The sequence below is a fragment of the Methylosinus sp. LW3 genome (assembly GCF_000527115.1).
Classification (GTDB): domain Bacteria; phylum Pseudomonadota; class Alphaproteobacteria; order Rhizobiales; family Beijerinckiaceae; genus Methylosinus.
Genome location: NZ_AZUO01000001.1, coordinates 583,551 through 606,191, shown reverse-complemented (window position 1 = coordinate 606,191; position 22,641 = coordinate 583,551). Strand labels below are relative to the sequence as shown.

The following is a 22,641-nucleotide window of genomic DNA, read 5'->3' as shown; positions in this document are numbered from 1 at the left end:
GTTTCGGCGCGCTGTTCTTACTGTGAATTCGTCATGCGCGCGCGAGCGGCGCGTCGTCGATGATCCATGTGTCCTTGGTTCCGCCGCCTTGGCTGGAATTCACGACGAGAGAATTCTCCGTCATGGCGACGCGCGTCAAGCCGCCGGGCACCACGCTCGCACCATTGGGACCGTAGAGCACGAAGGGTCTGAGATCGACATGGCGGGGCGCGACGCCGCTCGCTACCGACACCGGGCAGGTGGAGAGGGCGAGCGTCGGCTGGGCGATGAAATTGGTGGGATTGTCGGCGAGCTTGGCCGCGAATTCCGCGATCTGCGCCTTGGTGGCGTGCGGGCCGACCAGCATGCCATAGCCGCCGGAGCCATTGACCTCCTTCACCACCAGCTCGCCCAAATGGTCGAGCACATAGCGAAGAGCTTCCTTCTCGCGGCAGCGCCAGGTGGGGACATTCTTCAGCAGCGGCTCCTCGCCCAGATAGAAGCGGATCACCTCCGGCATATAGGTGTAAATGGCCTTGTCATCGGCCACGCCCGTGCCGACTGCATTGGCGAGCGTCACATTGCCCGCATGATAGGCGCCCATCAGACCAGCGACGCCCAGGGCGGAATCGGGGCGGAAGGCCAGCGGGTCGAGGAAGTCGTCGTCCAGGCGCCGGTAGATCACATCGACGCGGCGCGGCCCCTCCGTGGTGCGCATAAAGACGACATCGTCCTTGACGAAGAGATCGCGCCCTTCGACCAGCTCTATGCCGAGCTTGTCGGCCAAGAAGGAATGCTCGTAGAAGGCCGAATTATATTGGCCGGGCGTCAGCAGCACGCTCACCGGATCGGCCCCCGCCCCGCGCGGCGCGGCGGAGCGCAGAGTGGCGAGCAATTGATCGGGATAATTCTCGATCGGCGCGACGCGATGCAGCCCGAAGAGATCGGGCAGCAGCCGCATCATCACCTCGCGATTTTCCAGCATATAGGAGACGCCGGAAGGCGTGCGGGCGTTGTCCTCCAGCACATAGAAACCGTCGTCGTCGGTGCGGATGATGTCTATGCCGGCGATATGCACGAAGATGTCGTGCGGCACGCGGCGTCCCGCCATCTCCGGCCGGAAGGCGGGATTGCGATAGACGAGCTCGGAGGGAACCACGCCCGCTTTCAAAATCTCGCCGGGGCCGTAGAGATCGGCGAGGAACAGATTCAGCGCCTTCACGCGTTGAATCAGGCCCTTCTCGAGCTGCGCCCATTCGGCGCGGGCGATGATGCGCGGCAGAATGTCGAAGGGAATGAGCCGCTCGGTCGCCTCCTGCGAACCATAGACCGCGAAGGTGATGCCGATGCGCCGAAACAGAAGCTCCGCCTGCGCCCTGCGGGAGGCGAGAAACTCGGGCTCCACCGAGGTGAGCCATTTGGCGAGCTTTTCATAAGGAACACGGGTCACGCCGTCGACGCCGTCCATCTCATCGAATTTCGCCACCTTCGAAAGCACGTTCTCGCTCTCCCTCGAGGTTTCGGCGAACGGCCGATCGCGCCGGACGATGCGCCTTTGTGGCAGAGCGTGGCAAGAAGCGAGCCAGACGGCTCGAGCGTCGCCGAAACCCTTATCGCTCCATCCCGCCTTCTAATCCGTTTGTCGTTGACAAGCCATGCGCCGCGCATCAAAACCAAAAGCGTCGGCGCGATTTTCGAGTCGCACGGCGATCCACACTTGCGAAGGACTCATGGGCAGTAGCCTCGGCAACAGCCGCCTCGGCGCAGCCGCCGCAGCCTCGTCTGCGCGCGTCGCGCCTCACACAGAAGCCCGCGGCCGAAAGGACCGCGTGAGAGGCGTCGCCAGAGCCTAGCGCTCCACCCGCCGCTCACGCCTTCGGCCGCCACAATGGCCAGAAGGACGAGAGCGATGAAGATGTTTTCCCGCCCCTATCTCAACCTCCGTCTGCGCTCGGCGCAGAGCGGCGTCATTCCCATCGTCGCGCCGGCGGAGCTGCGCGATCTGCGCCTCACCGGACGCCGCATGCGGCCGCGCGCCGCCTGGACGATCGACGCCGCCACACGCCGGCCCGTCTGCCTCTGGGACAAGGAGACGGACACGCCCGGCCGCGCCGAGGACGAGGATGCGCAGAGTCGCCAGCGCGGCTTTTCCCGCCGCCATGCGCGCCTCATCCGATCGATACGCGAAAGGCCCTTTGCGCGTCTCGCATCGCGCGCGATCGGGATATGATAGAGCGCTCTCCGCTCGAACGGCGTTCCAACGAAGGATTATGAAAATCCGCGCGGTTCGTCCCGGTCGGCGCTCCCGCCGGGACGAACGGCCCAATGCGCGGCCATCGTCATCAAAACTTCACGACGCTGAACTGTAAAGGCTGCGCTCGTACGTTTTTCCCTTTCGCGCGTGCGACATGAAACTCTGCCAATATGCGAATCGCATAGAAGATCGAACGACGAGCCGATGCATTTCCGACTTCTCGCCGCACTGGCGACGCTGACGTTCGCGCTCCAATGCGCGAGCCCATCGACGGCCGCCGACAAGCCGTCCGAGACGCCCGCATTCACATCCCCGCCCGCATTCACATGGGCGGGACTGCATATCGGAGTGAACGCCGGCGGCGGCCTGCCCATTGCGAGCGGCGGAACGCTGCAGGCCGGCAGCGGCTTCACGAGCGGCGCCTTCGACCTCGCGGCGCCGAACCGCGACCGCGCCGGAGCGAGCTTCGGCGCGCAGATCGGCTATGACTGGCAGCACGGCCCTTGGGTCTATGGGCTCGAGACCGATTTGAATTTTCTCGGCCTGCGGCGCGCCTCCACCGGAATTTTTCCAGCGCCGGCCGCCTATCGTCCGCTCGGAATCACGGCCTATGGGCTGACCTCGGACGAAAATGGCGATTACTTCGCCAGCATTCGCGGACGCCTCGGCTACGCCTTCGACCGCACGCTGCTCTACGCCACTGGCGGAATCGCCGCCGGCGGCTGGCGCGGCGCCTCCAATCTCGTCTTCTATGACGCGGGGGCGCTCGGCCTCTTCTTCGCGCCGCTCTCCAAATCCTCGCGCATGAAATATGCGATCGGCGGCGGGATCGAGCAGGCGCTCGACGACCATGTCTCGGCGCGGCTCGAATATCTCTATGTGAACCAGCAATTGCAGAACCGCGTCTACGACAATAATTTCTCCTTCCAATTCGCCGCGCGTCAACGCAGCGAGGCGCATGTGCTGCGTCTGGGCCTGAACTATCGCTTCGATCCGCAGGAGGAGGCGCGCGGAGACGCCAAGAGCGACGACGAGAAGACGTCCGACACGGCGAAGAGCGAGGACGCCGCGGGCGACGAAGAGAAAGCGAAAAAGGGCGGCAAGAAAGGCAAGCGCGCGGAAAAGGCGAAAGACAAGGAAAAGAAAGAAGAGAAGGACGACAAGAAGGACGAGGAAATCTACAGCTTCCACGGTCAGACGACCGCGGTCGTGCAGGGCTATCCCAAATATCCCGCGCTCTATTCGGGCTCGCACAGCTTCCCGCCCAAGGGCCTCGCCGACGCCGGCTCGACCAGCAATCTGTTCGTCGGCATGCGCCTTTGGAAAGGCGCCGCCGTCTATCTCAATCCCGAGGTCGATCTCGGCTATGGCCTCGCCAATTCCGTCGGCGCCGCCTCTTATGTGAACGGAGCCGTCGCCAAGGTCGGACGCGCCGCGCCCTATATGCGCTTCCAGCGCTATTTCCTGCGCCAGATCATCGGGCTCGACGGCGGCGAGAAAGTCGAAGATCCCGAAACGGGCTCCTTCAACGAGGTGCTGGAATCGACGCAGAATCAGCTGTCCGGCAAGGTCGACAAGGATCGCCTGATCCTCACCATCGGCAAGTTCAGCGTGCCCGATATTTTCGACGACAACAAATACGCCCATGATCCGACGACGGGCTTCATGAATTTCGGCGTCAACACGCTCGGGGCCTTCGATTACGCCGCCGATTCATGGGGCTACACCTATGGCGCCGCGCTGGAGTGGAAGCAGGATTGGTGGAGCGCGCGCGGCGGCTTGTTCCAGCTCTCCGAGATTCCCAACGGTCCTTCCATCGAGCCGCAGATCGGCCGCCAATTCATGGGCGTCGCCGAATTCGAGGCGCGCTACGATCTCCTCGAGCAGCCGGGCGTGATCAAATTTCTGGCCTTCGCCGACAATGGCAATCTCGCCAAGGTGCAGGACGCCATCGACTTCGCATATCTCACCGGCAATTTTCCGCCGGATGTGAATAATCCATGGATTCGCAAGCGCCATGTGAAGGTCGGCGGCGGCGTCAATGTGCAGCAGCAGCTCTCCAAGGAGGTCGGCGTCTTCCTGCGCGCCAGCATGTCCGATGGGCGCTTCGAGACGGTGGACTACACCGACATAGACCGCTCGCTCTCGACCGGCTTCACCGCCGCCGGCGCGCTGTGGGGCCGCGACAAGGACGAGATCGGCGGCGCCATGGTGTTCTCCGGCCTCGCCGGCCCGCGCGTGAGCTATTTCGGCCTCGGCGGAACCAGCGTCTATATCGGCGACGGCGGCCTCTCCTACGCCGGCGAGAAAGTGTTCGAGACCTATTACAAATACAATGTTCGCGACGGAGTCGAGCTGACGCTCGACTATCAGCTCATCGGCAATCCCGCGCACAATAGCGCGCGGGGGCCGGTCAATGTCTTCGGCCTGCGGTTGCACGCGCAATTTTGAGCGCGACGCTCGACACGCATCGAGGAGGGCGGCGTCAGTCTTCGGCGTCCGGAAGCGTCTCGAATTCGTAGTCGGGGACGCCCCAGACGAATTGCCTTTCTCCGAAGCGCACGTCCAGGCGGTAGGCCCCAGCGTCGCCTTCCCATAGGATGCGATAACGACAGATCACGGAACCGATCATGTCCGGCGATATGCCCATACGCCGTGCAACGACGGAGCCTGACCGGAAGCGAACTTTTTGCCCCGCACGCATGACTGACGAGAGGCAATTCTCGGGCCGCATCGATAGAGCGGATCGAAAAAGCCGACCCAACGCCCGACCAGCGCGATCGGTCCAGAGAGCAGGCAACAATTGCTTTCTGAGGTCTTGCGGCGAGCGCGACGTAGACATAAATTCGGTAGAATTATCCCTGCGGGCCAATCGCGGACGTCGCGGCTCTCCAAGAGCCTACCCTCGTCCTCGCGGGCTCGAATAATCGCAAGAGGGGGGCGGGAAATGCAGTCCGTCGAGGAATTTCTGGCCTATACGATCAAGCTCGAACAGGACGCCGCCAGCCGATTCGGGCAATTGGCGGATGCGATGGACGCATCGGGAAATCGAGAGGTCGGAAAGCTGTTTCACAGATTGTCGAACGCGTCTCGCGCGCATTTGAACGAAGCGCGGGCTCGTTCCGGCTTCCGCGAAATTCCCGTCATGGAGCCCCGCGACTTCATGTGGCCGGATGAGGAAAGCCCCGAGAGCGCGGCGATCTGGGCCGCCGACCCGCTCATCGGCCGCAGACAGGCGCTGGAGGTCGCGCTGGCAGCGGAAACGGCGGGGCTCGAATATTACAGGAATATCTTCGTCACGACGACCGACCCGGAAATCAAGATGCTGGCGAGGCAGTTCGTCGACGAAGAGAGCGGCCACGTCACGGCTCTGCAAAAGTCGCTCGCAATATAGGGGCCGGAGAACGCCGGCCCGGCCCCGCCACAGACTGGATCGGATCATAGTCGGGGAACCCCATTCACGCGGCGTCGCTGCAGCCGCTGCCGAACAGGATGACGCCGTTCCGCGAAACGGCACCTTCACTCTGCTCTGGCTGCAGGCCGGCAGCTGCGGCGGATGCACGATGGCGGCGCTGGAGCGCGGCGCTTCCGGCTGGTTCGAGGAGCTGCGCGGCTTCGGCATACGTCTGCTCTGGCATCCGAGCGTCAGCGAGGAGACCGGCGAGGAAGCCCGCGCCATTCTCGCCCGCGTCGAGAGCGGCGAGGAAAGGCTCGGCGCGCTCTGCATAGAAGGCTCGATCCTCCACGGCCCGGAGGGCACCGGCCTCTTCAACAAGCTCTCCGGCACCGGACGCAGCATGCTGGATTGGGCGCGCGCTCTGGCGCCGCGCGCAGATTATTGCGTGGCGGTGGGAAGCTGCGCCGCTTTCGGCGGCGTGCCGGCGGGCGCGCCCGACCCCACCGACGCCAGTGGGCTGCAATATTCCGGCGTCGATATGGGCGGGGCGCTCGGCCCCGATTATCGCTCGGTCAAAGGGCTGCCGGTCGTCAATGTCTCCGGCTGCGCGCCGCATCCGGGCTGGATCATGGAAACGCTGCTCGCGCTGTCGCTCGGCCGTTTCACGCAGGCCGATATGGATGATTACGGCCGGCCGCGCATTTTCGCCGACCATCTCGCCCATCACGGCTGCAGCCGCAATGAATTCTACGAGTTCAAGGCCAGCGCCGAGGATGTCTCCGAGCGCGGCTGCCTAATGGAGCATTTGGGCTGCAAGGCGACGCAGGCGGTGGGCGACTGCAATCAGCGCGCCTGGAACGGCGGCGGCTCCTGCACGCAGGCGGGCTCGACCTGCATCGCCTGCACCTCGCCCGGTTTCGAGGCGACGCGTGGCTTCCATCGCACGCCCAAGATCGGCGGCATTCCCGTCGGCCTGCCGCTGGATATGCCGAAAGCCTGGTTCGTCGCGCTCGCCGCCCTCTCCAAATCGGCGACGCCCAAACGCGTGCGCGAGAACGCGCGCAGCGACCACGTCGTCCAGGCGCCGACGCCAAGCGCCGAGAAGAAACTTGGGACCGAGAAGAAAAAAACATGAGCCGCATAATCGTCGGGCCGTTCAATCGCGTCGAGGGCGATCTCGAGGTGACGCTCGACGTCGAGAATGGCGTGGTGCGCGAGGCGCGCGTCTCCGCCTCGCTCTATCGCGGCTTCGAGCAATTGCTGCTTGGCCGCCCGGCCGCCGACGCGCTTGCGATCGCGCCGCGCATCTGCGGCATATGCTCGGTCTCGCAATCTCTGGCCGCCGCCGCTGTGCTGCGCGCCGCCCAGCCGATCACGCCGGCGCACAATGGGCTTCTGGCGACGAATATCGCCCATGCGGCGGAGAATATCGCCGACCATCTGACGCATTTCTACGTCTTCTTCATGCCGGATTTCGCCCGCGCCGCCTATGCCGGGCGGCCCTGGCATGCCGCCGCCGAGGCGCGCTTCAAAGCCGTCTCCGGCGCGGCGCTGCGCGAGGCGCTGCCAGCGCGCGCGCGCCTGCTGGAAACGATGGGGCTGATCGCCGGCAAATGGCCGCACAGCCTCGCCTTCCGCGCCGGCGGCGTCACGCGGGCGCTGGCGCTCGGCGATGAGATGCGGCTGCGCGCCCTGCTCGCGGATTTTCACGGCTTTCTCGAGCGCACGCTCTTCGCCGCGCCGCTGGAGGCCGTGACCGCCCTCTCCACCATCGAAGAGCTCGATCGCTTCGCGGACAGCGCCGCCGGCGATTTTGCGGCCTTTCTCCGCATCGCCCGCGATCTTCGCCTCGAGGAGATGGGACGCGGCCCCGGCCTGCTGCTCTCCTCCGGCGCCTATTTCGGCCCGGAGGGCCATCGCTTCCCTGCCGGCCTCCTCGACACGAAGACGGGCGGCCTGCGCGAGCCGCCGCTCGATCATATCGAGGAGGATGTCTCCCACGCCTATATGCGCGACACCGCCGCCGATCCCGCCCTTTCCGACACGCTGCCGGATATTCACCGCGAGGGGGCCTATAGTTTCGCCAAGGCGCCGCGGCTCGAGGGCCGCGCCGTGGAGGTGGGGGCGCTGGCGCGTCAGGCGGTCGCCGGCCATCCGCTGATCCGCGATCTGCTCGCGGGCGGCGGCTCCACCGTCCTCGCCCGCATCGTCGCGCGCGTCCTCGAAATCGCGCTGCTCGCGCAGGCGATGGAGGATTGGACCCGCGCGCTGGCGCCGAGCGAGCCCTATTGCGCGCCCGACGCGCCGCTCGCCGACGGCGCCTTCGTCGGCTTCGTCGAGGCGGCGCGCGGAACGCTCGGCCATTGGGCGAGCTTCCGCGACGGCCAGATCGAGCGCTATCAGATCATCGCGCCGACGACCTGGAATTTCTCGCCGCGCGACGCCGCCGGCGCTCCCGGCCCGCTGGAGCAGGCGCTCGCGGGTCTTTGCGTCGGCGAAGACGGCGCGACCAATGTCGCGGTGCAACATATCGTGCGCTCATTCGACCCCTGCATGGTCTGCACGGCGCATTGACTGTCTAGACTCTTTCCGCGACTGGAAAGCCGCTTCTCCTCATAGCGCCCTCCGAGAGCGAAGAAATTTTCGGCAATCGCCTGACAGGCTGGAAAGATTCTCCTTACCCTCGCGCTGGCCCGCATCTTGCCGTTCTTTCCCCAAGCGGCGCCGTCGCGCGAATGCCGCATTGCACAAGGGTGGGGAAGGATATGGCCGCCATCGAAACCTTCTACGACGTCATTCGCCGTCAGGGCGTCACGCGCCGCAGCTTCACCAAATTCTGCTCGCTCACCGCGGCGAGCCTCGGCCTCGGTCAGACCGCCGCCACGCAAATGGCGCATGCGCTGGAGACCAAGCCGCGCATTCCGGTGATCTGGATGCATGGGCTCGAATGCACATGCTGCTCGGAGAGCTTCATCCGCTCGGCGCATCCGCTCGCCAAGGATGTCGTGCTGTCGATGATCTCGCTCGACTATGACGACACGATCATGGCGGCGGCCGGACATCAGGCCGAGGCGATACTGGAAGAGACCAAGGAAAAGTACAAGGGCAAATATATTCTGGCCGTCGAGGGCAATCCGCCGCTGAACGAAGGCGGCATGTTCTGCATCGACGGCGGCAAGCCCTTCGTCGAAAAGCTGAAATGGATGGCCGAGGACGCCATGGCGATCATCGCCTGGGGCGCCTGCGCCTCCTGGGGCTGCGTGCAGGCGGCCAAGCCCAATCCGACGCAGGCGACGCCGATCGACAAGGTCATCAAGGACAAGCCGATCATCAAGGTGCCGGGCTGCCCGCCCATCGCCGAGGTGATGACCGGCGTCGTCACTTACGTCACCACTTTCGGCCGGCTGCCGGAGCTCGACCGGCAGGGCCGGCCGAAGATGTTCTATTCGCAGCGCATCCACGACAAATGCTATCGCCGCCCGCATTTCGACGCCGGCCAATTCGTCGAGGAATGGGACGATGAGGCGGCGCGCAAGGGCCATTGCCTCTACAAAATGGGCTGCAAGGGTCCGACCACCTATAACGCCTGCTCCACCGTGCGCTGGAACGGCGGCGTCTCCTTCCCCATCCAGTCCGGCCATGGCTGCATCGGCTGCTCGGAAGAGGATTTCTGGGACAAGGGCTCCTTCTACGACCGGCTGACCAAGATCAACCAGTTCGGCATAGAGCATAACGCCGATGAGGTGGGCCTCGCGGCCGCGGCCGTCGTCGGCGGCGCCGTCGCCGTCCATGCGGGCGTCACCGCGGTGAAGCGCATCACGACCAAGCACGAAGGGTAGGAGCAAAAGCGCGCGCCCCCTCGCCCTCATGCTGAGGAGGCTCCCCGCAGGAGCCGTCTTAAAAGCACGAAGGCGAGCTACAGAGGGCGCGCGTGACGGCTCCCTCGTCCTTCGAGACGCGGCCTGCGGCCGCTCCTCAGGATGAAGGAGCGTTCGTCCTATCCCCCGGAACACAAGAAGCAAACGCCGCCGAGGAAACGCGATCATGGGCATTCAGACGCCGAACGGCTTCAATCTCGACAATTCCGGCAAGCGCATCGTCGTCGATCCGGTCACGCGCATCGAGGGTCATCTGCGCGTCGAGGTCAATGTCGACAAGAATAATGTGATCCGCAACGCCGTCTCGACCGGCACCATGTGGCGCGGCATCGAGGTGATCTTGAAGGGCCGCGATCCGCGCGACGCCTGGGCCTTCACGCAGCGCATCTGCGGCGTCTGCACCGGCACACATGCGCTCACCTCGGTGCGCGCGGTGGAGAACGCCCTCGGCATCACCATCCCCGAGAACGCCAACTCCATCCGCAATATGATGCAGCTGGCGCTGCAGGTGCACGATCATCTCGTGCATTTCTATCATCTGCATGCACTCGACTGGGTCGATGTGGTCTCGGCGCTCTCCGCCGATCCCAAGGCGACCTCGGCGCTGGCGCAGTCGATCTCCGATTGGCCGCTGTCCTCGCCCGGCTATTTCAAGGATCTGCAGATCCGCCTGCGGAAATTCGTCGAATCGGGACAGCTCGGCCCGTTCAAGAACGGCTATTGGGGCCATGCGGCCTATAAGCTTCCGCCGGAAGCGAACCTCATGGCCGTCGCGCATTATCTCGAGGCGCTCGATTTCCAAAAGGAGATCGTGAAGGTCCAGACGATCTTCGGCGGCAAGAATCCGCATCCGAACTGGCTCGTCGGCGGCGTGCCCTGCGCCATCAATGTCGATGGCAATGGCGCGGTCGGCGCGATCAATATGGAGCGCCTCAATCTGGTGACCTCCATCATCGATCAATCGATTGAATTCGTCGAGAAGGTCTATCTGCCGGATGTGCTCGCCATCGGCTCCTTCTACAAGGACTGGCTCTATGGCGGCGGCCTCTCCGGCAAGAATGTCATGGCCTATGGCGATATTCCCGAGCACGCCAATGACTTTTCCCCCGGCAATCTCGGCCTGCCGCGCGGCGTGATCCTCAATGGCAATCTGAAAGAGATTTTCCCGGTCGATCACACCGATCCGGAGCAGATCCAGGAGTTCGTCACCCATTCCTGGTACAAATATCCGGACGAAACCAAGGGGCTGCATCCCTGGGACGGCGTCACCGAACCCAATTACAAGCTCGGCCCCAACGCCAAGGGCACGCCGACCAATATTCAGGAGCTGGACGAAGCCGGCAAATATTCCTGGATCAAGGCGCCGCGCTGGCGCGGCAACGCCGTCGAGGTGGGGCCGCTGGCGCGCTACATCGTCGGCTATGCGCAGGGCAAGCCGGAGTTCAAGGAGCCGACCGACGAGTTTTTAAAGAAGCTCGGCGTGCCGGTCACGGCGCTGTTCTCGACGCTCGGCCGCACGGCGGCGCGCGCGCTGGAGGCGCAATGGGCGGTGCGCAAGATGGAGCACTTCCAGAACAAGCTGATCGCCAACATCAAGGCCGGCGATTCCTCCACCGCCAATATCGACAAATGGAATCCGCAGGCCTGGCCGAAGGAGGCCAAGGGCTTCGGCTTCACCGAGGCGCCGCGCGGCGCGCTCGCCCATTGGATCAAGGTGAAGGACGGCAAGATCGAGAATTACCAGTGCGTCGTGCCGACGACCTGGAACGGCAGCCCGCGCGATCCCAAGGGCAATATCGGCGCCTTCGAGGCCTCGCTGATGGACACGCCGCTGGCCGATCCGCAGAAGCCGCTGGAGATTCTGCGCACCATCCACTCCTTCGACCCCTGCCTCGCCTGCTCCACGCATGTGATGAGCGAGGACGGTCAGGAGATGACGCAAGTCAAGGTTCGCTGAGGAGGCGAGGTCATGACCGAGGCGACGCAAATCCATGGCGTGCTCGACGCTCACGGCGAAAAAGCCGCCGAGCTGCAGAGCGTCTATGTCTATGAGGCGCCGGTGCGACTCTGGCACTGGATCAATGCGGCGGCGATCGTCGTGCTGGCGACGACGGGCTATTTCATCGCCTCGCCGCTGCCTTCGACTCCGGGCGAAGCGAGCTCGCAATTTCTGATGGGCTATATTCGCTTCGCCCATTTCTCGGCGGGCTATGTGCTCGCCGTGGCGCTGCTCCTGCGCATCTATTGGGCTTTCGTCGGCAATGAGCACGCCAAGCAGATTTTCTATCTGCCGGTGTGGGACCGCCAATGGCTCTCGGGCGTTCTCTATGAGGCGGGCTGGTACGCCTTTTTGGTGAAGCGGCCGAAGAAATACATCGGCCATAATCCGCTCGGCCATCTGGTGATGCATCTCTTCATGCTCAACCTGGCCTTTCTGGTGGTGACGGGCTTCGCGCTCTACTCCGAGGGCGCCGGCCGGGACAGCTGGCAGTACAAGCTGTTCGGCTGGGTGTTCGCGATCTGGCCGAACAGCCAGGACGTCCATACTTGGCATCATCTCGCAATGTGGGGCGTCGTGCTCTTCGTGATCATCCACATCTACACCGCCGTGCGCGAGGACATCGTCTCCCGCCAGAGCCTCATCTCCTCGATGATCTCCGGCGAGCGCGTGTTCCGCGACGAAGCCGACAAGTGACGCCATTGCGTGGCGGCGACGCGGCTCGACGGCGCCTCGCCGCCATGGCTTGTGAGAAGTGACTGAGGAGACGCGATGCGCACTCTCATTCTCGGCATAGGCAATATTCTCTGGGCCGATGAAGGCTTCGGCGTGCGCGCGGTGGAAGAGTTCCATGCGCGCTATGAGACGAGCGGCGACGTCACCATTCTCGACGGCGGCACGCAGGGCCTCTATCTGGTGCAATTCGTCGAGGCCTGCGATCAGCTCCTCGTCTTCGACGCCATAGACTATGGGCTCGAGCCCGGAACCTTGCGCATCGTGCGCGACGGCGAGGTTCCGCGCTTCATGGGCGCGAAGAAGATGAGCCTGCATCAGACCGGCTTTCAGGAGGTGCTCTCCGCGGCCGATCTGCTCGGCCGCTATCCGTCGCGCCTCGCGCTGATCGGCTGCCAGCCGCAGGACCTCGAGGATTGGGGCGGCCCGCTGACGCCGCCGGTCGTCGCCGCGATCGAGCCCGCGCTCGCCGCAGCGGTCGCGACGCTGACCGAATGGGGCGTCGAGTTCAGCCCGCGCGCGGAGAGCGCGCAGAGCTTCCAGCGCCTGCTGGGGCATGACCTCGACCACAATGCCTATGAGAGGCGCCTCGGCGCCGCCGATGAGGAGACGAGACCATGAAGGCGATCCGTTTCGCGGCTGCGGCCGCCGCTTTTCTGCTTCCGGCGACGGCCATGGCGCATCCGGGCGCGCATCCGAATGATCTCGCCTATGACATCATCCATATTTTCACCGAGCCGGATCATCTGCTCGCCATGGCGATGGCGCTCGGCTGGGGCGCGATGGTCGTCGCCGTGGGCCTCTGGTTCAAGCCCTGGCGCGCCTCGTCCTGGCGCTGAGGGAATCGCGAGCATGTGCGTCGGCTTTCCCATGACCGTCGTCGAAGGCGACGCTTTCGAAGCGCAGTGCGAGCGGCGTGGCGAACGTCACGCCGTCTCCATGGCGCTGGTCGGCGCGCAGCCCGCCGGGACGCAGGTGCTGGTCCATGTTGGCACTGCCGTCCGCGTATTGGACCCGCTCGAGGCCGCGCAGATCGACGACGCTCTGGATGCGGTGGAAAAAGCCCTCGCCGGCGAGAATGTCGATCACCTTTTCGCCGACCTGGTCGATCGCGAGCCGCAGCTGCCGGAATTCCTGCGGAAGTAACGACCCTGGAAAGCTGCCGCACAAAGCGGTAAGCTGCTTTCCAGGCACAGCCTGTCAAGTCTTCGGCTCCGACTGGAAAGCTTCTTTCGACTCAGTCGCCTAGCTCGTCGCCGTCGCGAGCCGCCCATGGCATGACGATTGCGGCCTCCTCGGCAAAAATAAAATGGGAGGACCGCATGTCCGGGTCGTTGCAGCTCGCGCTGAGCGAAAAAACCGGCGTCGCTCTGCTGGACGAGACCAATATCGACGCTTTTCTGGCCCCGCCGCCCGGCGCGAGCGCGCATACGCTGCTCTTCTTCGGCGGCGATCCGGACCAGCGCAGCGAGACCCATGATGTGGCGATCATCTTTCCACAGCTGGTCAAAGCCTTCGCCGGAAGGCTGCGCGCCGCCATCATCGCGCCCGCCGCGGAAAAGGCGCTGGAAGGACGCTTCAGCGTCTGCGTCTATCCGAGCCTCGTCGTGACCTTTGGCCGCGAGAATCTCGGCGTGCTGCCGAAAGTCTATGACTGGTCCGAATATCTCTCGCGGATCGAGGCGCTGCTGCAATTGCAGGCCGCGCCGGCGAAAGAGCCGCGCGTGCGCATCACCTTCACGGAAGGGGAGACGAGCTCATGAAAGCCGGATTCTGGGTTTCGCCGGACGGCGCCGACGAAGCGATGACGGTCATGCCGATCGGCTATGACGCCGAGGCGGAGACCAAGCGCAGCGTCATCGCTTTTCTCGCGACCGCGACCGGCGAGCAGGCGGTGGCGGAATGTCCGCGCGCGGCGGCTCTGCTGCCGCAGCTCGCCGATGCGCTCGCCGCGCAACGCGCCGATGCGCCGAGCAAGCTCTTCGACATTACCGATTATGAGGCGAAAGAGCGCGAGCTGATCGGCCAGGTGCTCGGCGAGGGCGAGGTGAGCGGCGTCGCCGCCCTCCCCGACGGCGTCACTGCGCAAATCCTCGAGGCCTCCATGGCGGGCCTGTGGCGCGTACGCTTCACCGACGCACAAGGACGGCTCACCGCCGATTATCTCGAGATCGCCGCCATTCCCCATGTCGTCGAGCGCGCAGCGGAAATCACCGCCGAGCGCATCGCCATCGGCGCGGAGCCGGAGGGCGCGATGAATGTGATGCCCATGCTGGCCGAGATCGACGCGCGCATGCGCGCGCACAAGCCCGGCGATCCGTCGCATGTCATCAATTTCTCGCTGCTGCCCGTGTCGGAGATCGACATGGAGCATTTGCAGCAAACGCTCGGCAACGGCCCCGTGCAGCTGATCTCGCGCGGCTATGGCTCGGCCAAGATCACCGCGACCGGCGCCCGCAATGTGTGGTCGGTGCAATTCTTCAACGCCATGGGCACGATCATCCTCGACACGTTGGAGATCGGCGACACGCCCGCCGCGGCTTGCGCCGCCGATGAGGATTTCCACGATTCGGCGGAACGTCTGCGCGAGATTCACGAGGCCTATTTCACATGAGCGATGAAACGCTTCGCGATATCGCCCCGGACGCGCGCATGGAATGCGGCGTGTGCTGGCATGTCTATGATCCGGCCGAGGGCGATCCCGTCTGGCAGATTCCGCCGGGCGTCGCCTTCGCCGATCTTCCCGCCGATTGGCGCTGCCCCGAATGCGACGCGCCGCAAGAGAAATTCTTGAGGTGCGAGAATTGAGCGACGCCGCGGCGAGAGGCGAGAAGCTCGCGGATTTCTACCGCCGCGTCCATGAGACGTCGATGCGGGACTCCGGCCTCTGCAACGAGGCGCTCGCCGTCGAGCCGGTGGGCTTTCGCGACTTCGGCCCTTATGCGCTGGGCGTGATCGTCACGCCCTGGTTCGCCAATCTCGTCGTCACCGCGCCGTGCGAGGGCGCCGATGCGCCCTTCCCCGATCCGGCGCGGCTGCAATTGCGCTTTCCGGCCGGCGACGTCGATTTCAATGTCAGCGAGATCAACGGCTTCGGCCGCATCGCCGCCTGCTCGCTGTTCTCGCCCATGGATGATTTCGCCGATCACGACGCCGCACGGACCGCTGCGCGCGCGGCGCTGGACGCACTGCTCGATCCGGCGATGAGCGAAGCGCCGAAGCGCGAGCCGGAGCCTGCCAGCGCGCTCGATCGGCGCGCATTGTTCGGCGGCCGTCGACGCGGCGACGAAGAGGCCTCGCCATGAGCGTAGGCGCCGATCTCGGAGGGCTCGGCCCCGGCGCGATCTCCATCGTCGCCGAGATCGCCGATGATCGCATCTGCTCGGTGCGCGTGCGCTCGAGCCGGCCCGCGCATCTCACGCGTCTGTTTCACGGCCGCCCCGCCGCGGAAGTGGCGCCGCTCGCCGGACGGCTGTTCTCGCTCTGCGGCCTCTCCCACGCCTTCGCCGCCTCGCGCGCCATCGCCGCGGCGCGCGGAGAAATTCGCAAGCCCACGCCGCAAAATCTCGTCGCGCTCGATTGCGAGCGCCTCTCCGAGACATTGCGCGCGCTGACGACACTGGCGGAGGACGCGGTTCCACCGACCGCCCTGCGCGCCGTGCTGACGCTGACGCGCGAGCTCGCGACAGGCGACGCGCGCGACCGCGGCGCGACGGCCGCAAAGCTACGCGCCGAGACGGCGAAGCTCGGCCTGCCGGACGACGTGAGCGGCGATACGCCTTTCGGCAAATTAGCGCGCGAGCTGGCGCGCAGCCCCGCCATAGCCGCGAGCGCGCCCGATACGCTGCGCGCGGAGGACGACGACGCCGTGCTGGAAGGAATAAGGGCGCAGGGCGAAAGCTTCAGCGCTACGCCCAGCATCGCCGGCCGCGCGCCGGAGACCGGCGCCTTCGCGCGTCATTGGCGCGAGACCGATCTGTCGCGCGGCGCAATCTGCGCGCGCCTTTCCGCGCGCATGATCGATCTCGATCGGCTCGTGACGCGCCTCTCCGACGGCGCGGAAGACGCCTCCCGCAGCGAGGCTCCCGCCGCGCGCGAAGCCTATTGCGCGGTCGAAACTTCGCGCGGAGAGCTGTATCATTGGGTTCGGCTCACACCGGACGATAGGATCGAGAATTATGCGATCGTCGCGCCGACAGAATGGAATTTCCATCCCGCCGGACCTTTCGTCGCCGCCCTGCTCGGCGCGCGCATTCCGCGCGCCGCAGCGGCGCAGACAATCGCCCGCCTCGCAGGCCTCTTCGATCCCTGCGTCGCCTTTCGCGTCGAGCTGCGCGAGGCCGCCTATGCATGAGATGGCGCTGACCGAGAGCATTGTCGAGCTGATCGAGGAGGAGAGCCGCAAGCAGGGCTTTTCCCGCGTGCGCGTGGTGCGGCTCGAGATCGGCGCGCTCAGCCATGTGGAGCCGGAGGCGATCCGCTTCTGCTTCGAGGCGGTGGCGCATGGCGGAATCGTCCAAGGCGCGCGGCTCGACATCGTGCGCATTCCCGGCGAAGGCTGGTGCCTCGATTGCGCCAAAACCGTCGCCGTCGAAGAGAGATTTGGTCCTTGCCCGGAGTGCGGCGGATATCATGTCCAAGTCACCGGCGGCGAGGATATGCGGGTGCAGGAACTGGAGGTCGACTAATGTGCACAGTCTGCGGCTGCGGAACGTCCAGCATCGAAGGAAAGCCAGAACATAGCCACGACCATCCGCATGATCATGCGCATGGCCACGCTCACGATCATCATCATGGTCATGACCATGACCATCCCCATGATCACGATCATCATCATGATCACGATCACGGCCATCATCATCATGATCACCAGCATCCGCACGATCATGACCATCCTCACGCGCATGATCACGATCACGCGCATGATGATCACGGCCATCGCCACGATTACGGCTCCGGCCCCGCGGGCGTTCATGTTCCCGGCCTCAGCCAGGAGCGCATCGTTCGCATAGAGCGCGACATTCTCTCCAAGAACAATGACCACGCCCGCGAGAACCGGGTGCGCTTCGAGCAGTCGGGCGTCTTCGCGCTCAATTTCGTGTCCAGCCCCGGCTCCGGCAAGACGCAGCTTCTCGTGCGCACGATCAGCGATCTGAAAGATCGCTTCCCCATTTCCGTCATCGAAGGCGATCAGCAGACTTCCAATGACGCGGAGCGCATTCGCGCGACCGGCGTTTCGGCCTTGCAGATCAACACCGGCAAGGGCTGCCATCTCGATGCGCATATGGTCTCGCGCGCGCTGGCCGAGCTCACTGTCGCGCCCTCCTCGCTGCTCTTCATCGAGAATGTCGGCAATCTCGTCTGCCCCGCCGCCTTCGATCTCGGCGAGGCCCATAAGGTCGTCGTGCTCTCGGTGACGGAGGGCGAGGACAAGCCGCTCAAATATCCCGAAATGTTCGCGGCCTCCGATCTGATGCTGTTGAACAAATCCGATCTTCTGCCGCATGTGGAGTTCGACGTCGGGCGTTGTCTCGCCAATGCGCTGAAGGTCAATCCCGATTTGCAGACCTTGGTCGTCTCCGCGCGCACCGGCGAGGGCATGGCGGCTTTCTACGCCTGGATCGAGGCGCGCGCCGCGCGAGCAGCCGCGAGAAGCGCACGCGCCGCCGCCGCGGCGAAGTGAGGAGAAAAGGCTTATGCCGTCGAGCGAGGCGACGAGGCTGAGGCTGCGCGTGACCGGCGCCGTGCAGGGCGTCGGCTTTCGGCCCTTCGTGCATTCGCTCGCCGATCGCTATGCGCTCGCCGGCTTCGTGCGCAATGATTCGCAAGGCGTACTGATGGAGGTGGAAGGCGCGCGCGTCGATGATTTCGTCGCGGCGCTGAAACGCGAGCCGCCGCCGCTCGCGCGCATCGACACGTTGGAATGCGAGACGATCACGCCACTGCGCGACGCCAAATTCTCGATCGAGCCGAGCCACGACGGCAAGACACGGACGCGCATCACGCCCGACGCCGCCGTCTGCGACGACTGCCTGAATGATCTCTTCGATCCGAAGAGCCGTTTCTATCTCTACCCTTTCGTCAATTGCACCCATTGCGGCCCGCGCTACACGCTGACGCGGCGCCTGCCCTATGATCGCGCGCAAACCTCTATGGCGCCTTTCGCAATGTGCGACGATTGCGCGCGCGATTACGCCGATCCGACCAACAGGCGCTTTCACGCGCAGCCGATCGCCTGCCCGAAATGCGGTCCGCAACTCGCGTATCTGGGGCCGCATGATGCGAGCCTGAAGGCTCGCGGTCTAGGCGCCGCTATGGACCGCGAGCCTTCAGGCTCGCATCACGCCGCGCTCATCCAGCAAATCGTCGTAACTCTTCAGAGCGGCGGCATTGTCGCGCTGAAAGGGATCGGCGGCTTTCACCTCCTCTGCGACGCGCGCGATGAAACAGCCGTCGCCGAGCTGCGCCGCCGCAAGGGTCGCGACGCCAAGCCCTTCGCCATTATGGTCGCCGACACGGCTTCGGCGACTCGCGCCGGCCTGTTCAGCGAAGAAGAACTGCGCCTGCTGCAATCGCGCGCGCGGCCCATCGTCATCGTCGAGAAGCGCGAAGACTTCGCGCCTTCCGTCGCCCCCGGACTCTCACGCATCGGCGTCATTCTGCCCTATGCGCCGCTGCATCATCTGCTGTTTCACGCCGCCACGGATCTGGCGCTCGTCGCCACCAGCGCCAATCCGAGCGGCGAGCCGCTGATCGTCGATGACGAAGAGGCGCGCGAGAAGCTCGCCTCCATCGCCGATCTCATCGTCGGCCATGATCGCGCCATTGTCGCGCGCGCCGACGACAGCGTCGCCGCCATCATCGCCGGCGCGCCCGCGCTTCTGCGCCGCGCGCGCGGCTTTGTTCCCGAGCCCATCGCTCTCGCGAATGACGGCCCCGACATTCTGGCGCTCGGCGCGCATCTCAAATCCACCATCACCGTCACGCGCGGACGCGAGGCTTTCGTCTCGACGCATATCGGCTCGCTCGACGATCGCGCGACGATCGATTTCTATCGCGAGACCATCGCGCGCATGCTCGATATTCTCGATGTGAAGCCCGAGCGCGTCGCCTGCGATCTCCACCCCGATCTCGCCTCGACGCGCTACGCCGAAGAGACGGGGCTGCCCGTCATTCGCGTGCAGCATCACGCCGCACATATCGCCGCCATCGCCGCCGAGCATAAAATCGAAGGCCCGATCCTCGGCGCTGCGCTCGACGGCTATGGCTATGGCGACGACGGCGGCGCCTGGGGCGGCGAGCTTATGCTGGTCGATGAAGGCCATTGGCGCCGGCTCGGCCATATCGCGCCTCTGCCGCTGCCCGGCGGCGACCGCGCCGCGCGCGAGCCCTGGCGCATGGGCGTCGCCGCGCTCGCCGCGCAGGACCGCTGCGGCGATGTGTTCGATCGCTTTCCCGGCATGGAGCTCGCCGGCAAGGTGGCGATGCTGGCGAGCGCGCCGAATGTCGCTCGAACGACGAGCCTCGGCCGCATGTTCGACGCCGCCGCGGCGCTGCTCGGCGTGCGGCTCGTGCAGCAATATGAGGGACAGGCGGCGATGGAGCTGGAGGCGCTGTGCCAAAGCCCGCGCGCGCTGGCCAATGGCTACAGCATCGAGAATGACATTCTCGATCTGACCAAGCTCTTCGCCGCGCTGCTGAAGCCGGGCCTCTCCGCCTCGCAAGGCGCCGAGCTGTTTCATGGAACGCTGATCGAAGCGCTCGCGCAATGGCTTCGCGCGGCGGCGCAGGCGCGCGGCCAAACGCGCGTCGCTCTCGGCGGCGGCTGCATGATGAACAAAATTCTCGCGGAGGGCCTCGTCTCGCGCCTTCGCGATTTTGGAATAGAAGCGCTGCTCGCGCGCGCGGCGCCGACGAATGACGGCGGACTCTCGCTCGGCCAAGCCCATATTGCGCGAATGAGAAAGGTCTAACGAGATGTGCCTCGCCATTCCCGCTCGCGTTGAGGAGCTGCTGCCCGATGATATGGCGCGCGTCAGCGTCGATGGCGTCGGCAAGCTGGTGTCCGTCGCGCTCGTCGATGGCCTCGCGATCGGCGATTATGTCGTGCTGCATGTCGGTTATGCGCTCGCCAAGATCGATGAGGAAGAGGCGATGGCGACGCTCGCTCTGCTGCGCGAGGCCGCGGCGCTGGGAGACGCACAATGAAGCATGTCGACGAATATCGCGACGGCGATCTCGCCCGCGCCATAGCGCAGCGCATCGCTGCAGAAGCGCAGAGCGATCGGCAATATCGCTTCATGGAGTTTTGCGGCGGCCATACGCATGCGATCTCGCGCTATGGCATTGAGGATCTGCTGCCCGAGAATATTCGCCTCATTCACGGCCCCGGCTGCCCCGTCTGCGTGCTGCCGATGGGCCGCATAGACGACGCCATTCGCCTCGCCGCACGCGAGGAGGTCACGCTCTGCACCTATGCCGATCTGATGCGCGTGCCCGCCTCCGGCGGCTCCAGCCTGATGAAGGCCAAGGCCGACGGCGCCGATATTCGCATGGTCTATTCGACGCTCGACGCCATCGCCATCGCCGAGAAGGAGCCGCAGCGCCAGGTCGTGTTCTTCGCCATAGGCTTCGAGACGACCACGCCGCCGACCGCGCTCGCCATTCGCCTCGCGCAGAAGAAGGGCCTGACGAATTTCTCGATCTTCTGCAATCATGTGCTGACGCCGGCGGCGATGCAGGCCATTCTCGACACCGATGATGGCGTCGAGATCGAAGGCTTCGTCGGCCCCGCGCATGTCTCCACCGTCATCGGCTCCGCGCCCTATCGGCGCTTTTCGACCGATTATCGCAAGCCTGTCGTCATCGCCGGCTTCGAGCCGCTGGATGTGCTGCAGGCGATCTTGATGCTGGTGAGACAGATCAACGAGGGTCGCTGCGAGATCGAGAATCAATATCGCCGCGCCGTGACGGAGAGCGGCAACGCCAAAGCCATCGACGAAGTCGCGGAGATTTTCGAGCTGCGCGAAGCCTTCGAATGGCGCGGGCTCGGCGAGATTCCGCACAGCGCGCTGAAGCTGCGCGAAGCTTACGCCGAATTTGACGCGGAGCGCCGCTTCCCTGTGGCGACCAAGCCGGCGCGCGATAATCCGGCCTGCGAATGCGGCGCGATTCTGCGCGGACAAAAGCGCCCGCAGGACTGCAAGCTGTTCGGCGTCGCCTGCACGCCGGAGACGCCCATGGGCTCCTGCATGGTCTCCTCGGAAGGCTCTTGCGCGGCCTATTGGGCTTATGGAAGATTCCGGCAATATCAAAACGAAACGCGGAAAGCGTCATGAACAAGCACGAGCCGGCAGGCCGCAAGCTCGATCTCCGCAATGGCCGCGTGGAGCTTTCGCATGGCTCCGGCGGACGCGCCATGGCGCGGCTGATCGGCGAGATTTTTCACGCCGCCTTCGACAATGAATGGCTCGCCGCCGGGAATGACCAGGCGGCCTTCGACATTCCCGCCGGACGCATGGCAATGACCACGGACGGATATGTCGTCTCGCCCTTGTTCTTCCCCGGCGGCGATATCGGCAAGCTCGCCGTGCATGGCACGATCAACGACATCGCCATGGCCGGCGCGCGGCCGCTGCATATGTCGGCGAGCTTCATCATAGAGGAAGGCTTTCCGCTCGCCGAGCTGAAGCTGATTGCGCAGAGCATGGGCGAAGCCTCGCGCGCGGCCGGCGTCGCCATCGTCACCGGCGACACCAAAGTGGTGGAGCGCGGCAAGGCGGATGGCGTCTTCATCTCGACGAGCTGCGTCGGGATCATTCCGGCCGGGCTCACGCTGTCCGGCGACAAGGCGCGGCCGGGCGATGTCGTGCTGCTCTCCGGCTCCATCGGCGATCATGGCGTCGCGGTGATGTCGAAGCGCGAGAATCTCTCCTTCGATACAGAGGTGCTGTCCGACACGGCGGCGCTGCACGAGCTCGTCGCCGCTATGGTGGAGACGGCGGGCGGCGCCATTCGCCTGATGCGCGATCCGACGCGCGGCGGCGTGGCGGCGACGCTCAATGAGATCGCGCATCAATCGCGCGTCGGCGTGCGCATCGACGAGAAAGCCATTCCCATCGCGCCGCAGGTGGCCGCCGCCTGTGAGCTGCTGGGGCTCGATCCTCTGCATGTCGCCAATGAGGGCAAGCTCCTCGCAGTGGTTGCGCGCGAGGCCGCCGATGCGCTGCTCGCCACGATGCGCGCGCATCCGCTCGGCGTGCAGGCGGCGCACATCGGCGAGATCGTCGCCGATGTGCATTGCTTCGTGCAGATGACGACCGCCTTCGGCGGCGGCCGTATCATCGACTGGCTCTCCGGCGAGCAATTGCCGCGCATCTGCTAGAGTCCTTTTGTTTTGAGG

At 65.0% G+C, this 22,641-nt stretch carries 23 protein-coding genes; 22 read left to right on the top strand and 1 reads right to left on the bottom strand.

Annotation, left to right across the window (positions count from 1 at the left end; translation table 11 throughout):
* Positions 1-31: 31 nt before the first annotated feature.
* The gene (locus tag METLW3_RS0102960) at positions 32-1,477 is read right to left on the bottom strand and encodes a circularly permuted type 2 ATP-grasp protein (RefSeq protein ID WP_024878515.1); all 1,446 of its coding nucleotides are present in this window, start codon (positions 1,475-1,477) and stop codon (positions 32-34) included.
* Between the two features lie 411 nt (positions 1,478-1,888).
* On the opposite strand from METLW3_RS0102960, the gene METLW3_RS0102955 reads away from it, so the two are divergent.
* The 22 genes from METLW3_RS0102955 to hypE all read left to right on the top strand — a co-directional run bounded on the left by METLW3_RS0102955 (position 1,889) and on the right by hypE (position 22,623).
* On the top strand, positions 1,889-2,209 hold the full coding sequence (locus METLW3_RS0102955) for a hypothetical protein (RefSeq protein WP_024878514.1): 321 nt from the start codon (positions 1,889-1,891) through the stop codon (positions 2,207-2,209).
* A gap of 228 nt (positions 2,210-2,437) precedes the next feature.
* Positions 2,438-4,684 (top strand): carbohydrate porin, encoded by a 2,247-nt coding sequence (locus METLW3_RS0102950; protein WP_024878513.1) that lies wholly within the window; start codon positions 2,438-2,440, stop codon positions 4,682-4,684.
* A gap of 496 nt (positions 4,685-5,180) precedes the next feature.
* Positions 5,181-5,627, top strand: a complete 447-nt coding sequence (locus tag METLW3_RS0102940; RefSeq protein ID WP_024878512.1) for a ferritin family protein — start codon at positions 5,181-5,183, stop codon at positions 5,625-5,627.
* Between the two features lie 130 nt (positions 5,628-5,757).
* Positions 5,758-6,765, top strand: a complete 1,008-nt coding sequence (locus METLW3_RS25020; protein WP_036309206.1) for a HupU protein — start codon at positions 5,758-5,760, stop codon at positions 6,763-6,765.
* Positions 6,762-8,204, top strand: a complete 1,443-nt coding sequence (locus METLW3_RS0102930; RefSeq protein ID WP_024878510.1) for a nickel-dependent hydrogenase large subunit — start codon at positions 6,762-6,764, stop codon at positions 8,202-8,204. Before METLW3_RS25020 ends, METLW3_RS0102930 begins: the two co-directional genes overlap by 4 nt.
* Before the next feature lie 191 nt (positions 8,205-8,395).
* Positions 8,396-9,469 (top strand): hydrogenase small subunit, encoded by a 1,074-nt coding sequence (locus METLW3_RS0102925; protein ID WP_024878509.1) that lies wholly within the window; start codon positions 8,396-8,398, stop codon positions 9,467-9,469.
* Between the two features lie 205 nt (positions 9,470-9,674).
* Positions 9,675-11,465, top strand: coding sequence for a nickel-dependent hydrogenase large subunit (locus METLW3_RS0102920; protein ID WP_024878508.1), 1,791 nt, complete (start codon positions 9,675-9,677; stop codon positions 11,463-11,465).
* Positions 11,466-11,477: 12 nt separating this feature from the next.
* Positions 11,478-12,203 (top strand): Ni/Fe-hydrogenase, b-type cytochrome subunit, encoded by a 726-nt coding sequence (cybH, locus tag METLW3_RS0102915; RefSeq protein WP_024878507.1) that lies wholly within the window; start codon positions 11,478-11,480, stop codon positions 12,201-12,203.
* 75 nt (positions 12,204-12,278) lie between these two features.
* A complete protein-coding gene (locus METLW3_RS0102910) occupies positions 12,279-12,860 on the top strand; it encodes a HyaD/HybD family hydrogenase maturation endopeptidase (protein ID WP_024878506.1) in 582 nt (193 codons plus the stop codon).
* On the top strand, positions 12,857-13,078 hold the full coding sequence (locus METLW3_RS0102905) for a hypothetical protein (protein ID WP_024878505.1): 222 nt from the start codon (positions 12,857-12,859) through the stop codon (positions 13,076-13,078). The genes METLW3_RS0102910 and METLW3_RS0102905 overlap by 4 nt, the downstream gene beginning before the upstream one ends.
* Before the next feature lie 13 nt (positions 13,079-13,091).
* Entirely contained in the window at positions 13,092-13,385 is a 294-nt protein-coding gene (hypC, locus tag METLW3_RS0102900) for a HypC/HybG/HupF family hydrogenase formation chaperone (protein WP_024878504.1), read from the top strand.
* A gap of 176 nt (positions 13,386-13,561) precedes the next feature.
* Positions 13,562-14,002, top strand: a complete 441-nt coding sequence (locus METLW3_RS0102895) for a hydrogenase accessory protein (RefSeq protein WP_024878503.1) — start codon at positions 13,562-13,564, stop codon at positions 14,000-14,002.
* Positions 13,999-14,853 (top strand): hydrogenase expression/formation protein, encoded by an 855-nt coding sequence (locus METLW3_RS0102890; RefSeq protein WP_024878502.1) that lies wholly within the window; start codon positions 13,999-14,001, stop codon positions 14,851-14,853. Before METLW3_RS0102895 ends, METLW3_RS0102890 begins: the two co-directional genes overlap by 4 nt.
* Positions 14,850-15,047: a rubredoxin gene (locus METLW3_RS0102885; protein ID WP_018266926.1), complete on the top strand. Its 198-nt coding sequence runs from the start codon at positions 14,850-14,852 to the stop codon at positions 15,045-15,047. The genes METLW3_RS0102890 and METLW3_RS0102885 overlap by 4 nt, the downstream gene beginning before the upstream one ends.
* Complete coding sequence (hybE, locus tag METLW3_RS0102880) at positions 15,035-15,544, top strand: [NiFe]-hydrogenase assembly chaperone HybE (RefSeq protein WP_245267215.1); 510 nt, start codon at positions 15,035-15,037, stop codon at positions 15,542-15,544. The genes METLW3_RS0102885 and hybE overlap by 13 nt, the downstream gene beginning before the upstream one ends.
* Positions 15,541-16,593 carry a nickel-dependent hydrogenase large subunit gene (locus METLW3_RS0102875; RefSeq protein WP_024878500.1) on the top strand — a complete coding sequence of 351 codons (1,053 nt, stop codon included), beginning with the start codon at positions 15,541-15,543 and terminating at the stop codon, positions 16,591-16,593. The genes hybE and METLW3_RS0102875 overlap by 4 nt, the downstream gene beginning before the upstream one ends.
* The gene (hypA, locus tag METLW3_RS0102870) at positions 16,586-16,927 is read left to right on the top strand and encodes a hydrogenase maturation nickel metallochaperone HypA (RefSeq protein WP_024878499.1); all 342 of its coding nucleotides are present in this window, start codon (positions 16,586-16,588) and stop codon (positions 16,925-16,927) included. The genes METLW3_RS0102875 and hypA overlap by 8 nt, the downstream gene beginning before the upstream one ends.
* Positions 16,927-17,922, top strand: a complete 996-nt coding sequence (gene hypB / locus METLW3_RS0102865) for a hydrogenase nickel incorporation protein HypB (protein ID WP_024878498.1) — start codon at positions 16,927-16,929, stop codon at positions 17,920-17,922. The genes hypA and hypB overlap by 1 nt, the downstream gene beginning before the upstream one ends.
* Before the next feature lie 13 nt (positions 17,923-17,935).
* Positions 17,936-20,212: a carbamoyltransferase HypF gene (gene hypF, locus METLW3_RS0102860; protein ID WP_024878497.1), complete on the top strand. Its 2,277-nt coding sequence runs from the start codon at positions 17,936-17,938 to the stop codon at positions 20,210-20,212.
* Between the two features lie 4 nt (positions 20,213-20,216).
* On the top strand, positions 20,217-20,447 hold the full coding sequence (locus METLW3_RS0102855; RefSeq protein WP_024878496.1) for a HypC/HybG/HupF family hydrogenase formation chaperone: 231 nt from the start codon (positions 20,217-20,219) through the stop codon (positions 20,445-20,447).
* On the top strand, positions 20,444-21,577 hold the full coding sequence (hypD, locus tag METLW3_RS0102850) for a hydrogenase formation protein HypD (RefSeq protein ID WP_024878495.1): 1,134 nt from the start codon (positions 20,444-20,446) through the stop codon (positions 21,575-21,577). The genes METLW3_RS0102855 and hypD overlap by 4 nt, the downstream gene beginning before the upstream one ends.
* Positions 21,574-22,623 carry a hydrogenase expression/formation protein HypE gene (gene hypE, locus METLW3_RS0102845; protein WP_024878494.1) on the top strand — a complete coding sequence of 350 codons (1,050 nt, stop codon included), beginning with the start codon at positions 21,574-21,576 and terminating at the stop codon, positions 22,621-22,623. Before hypD ends, hypE begins: the two co-directional genes overlap by 4 nt.
* Positions 22,624-22,641: the final 18 nt, after the last annotated feature.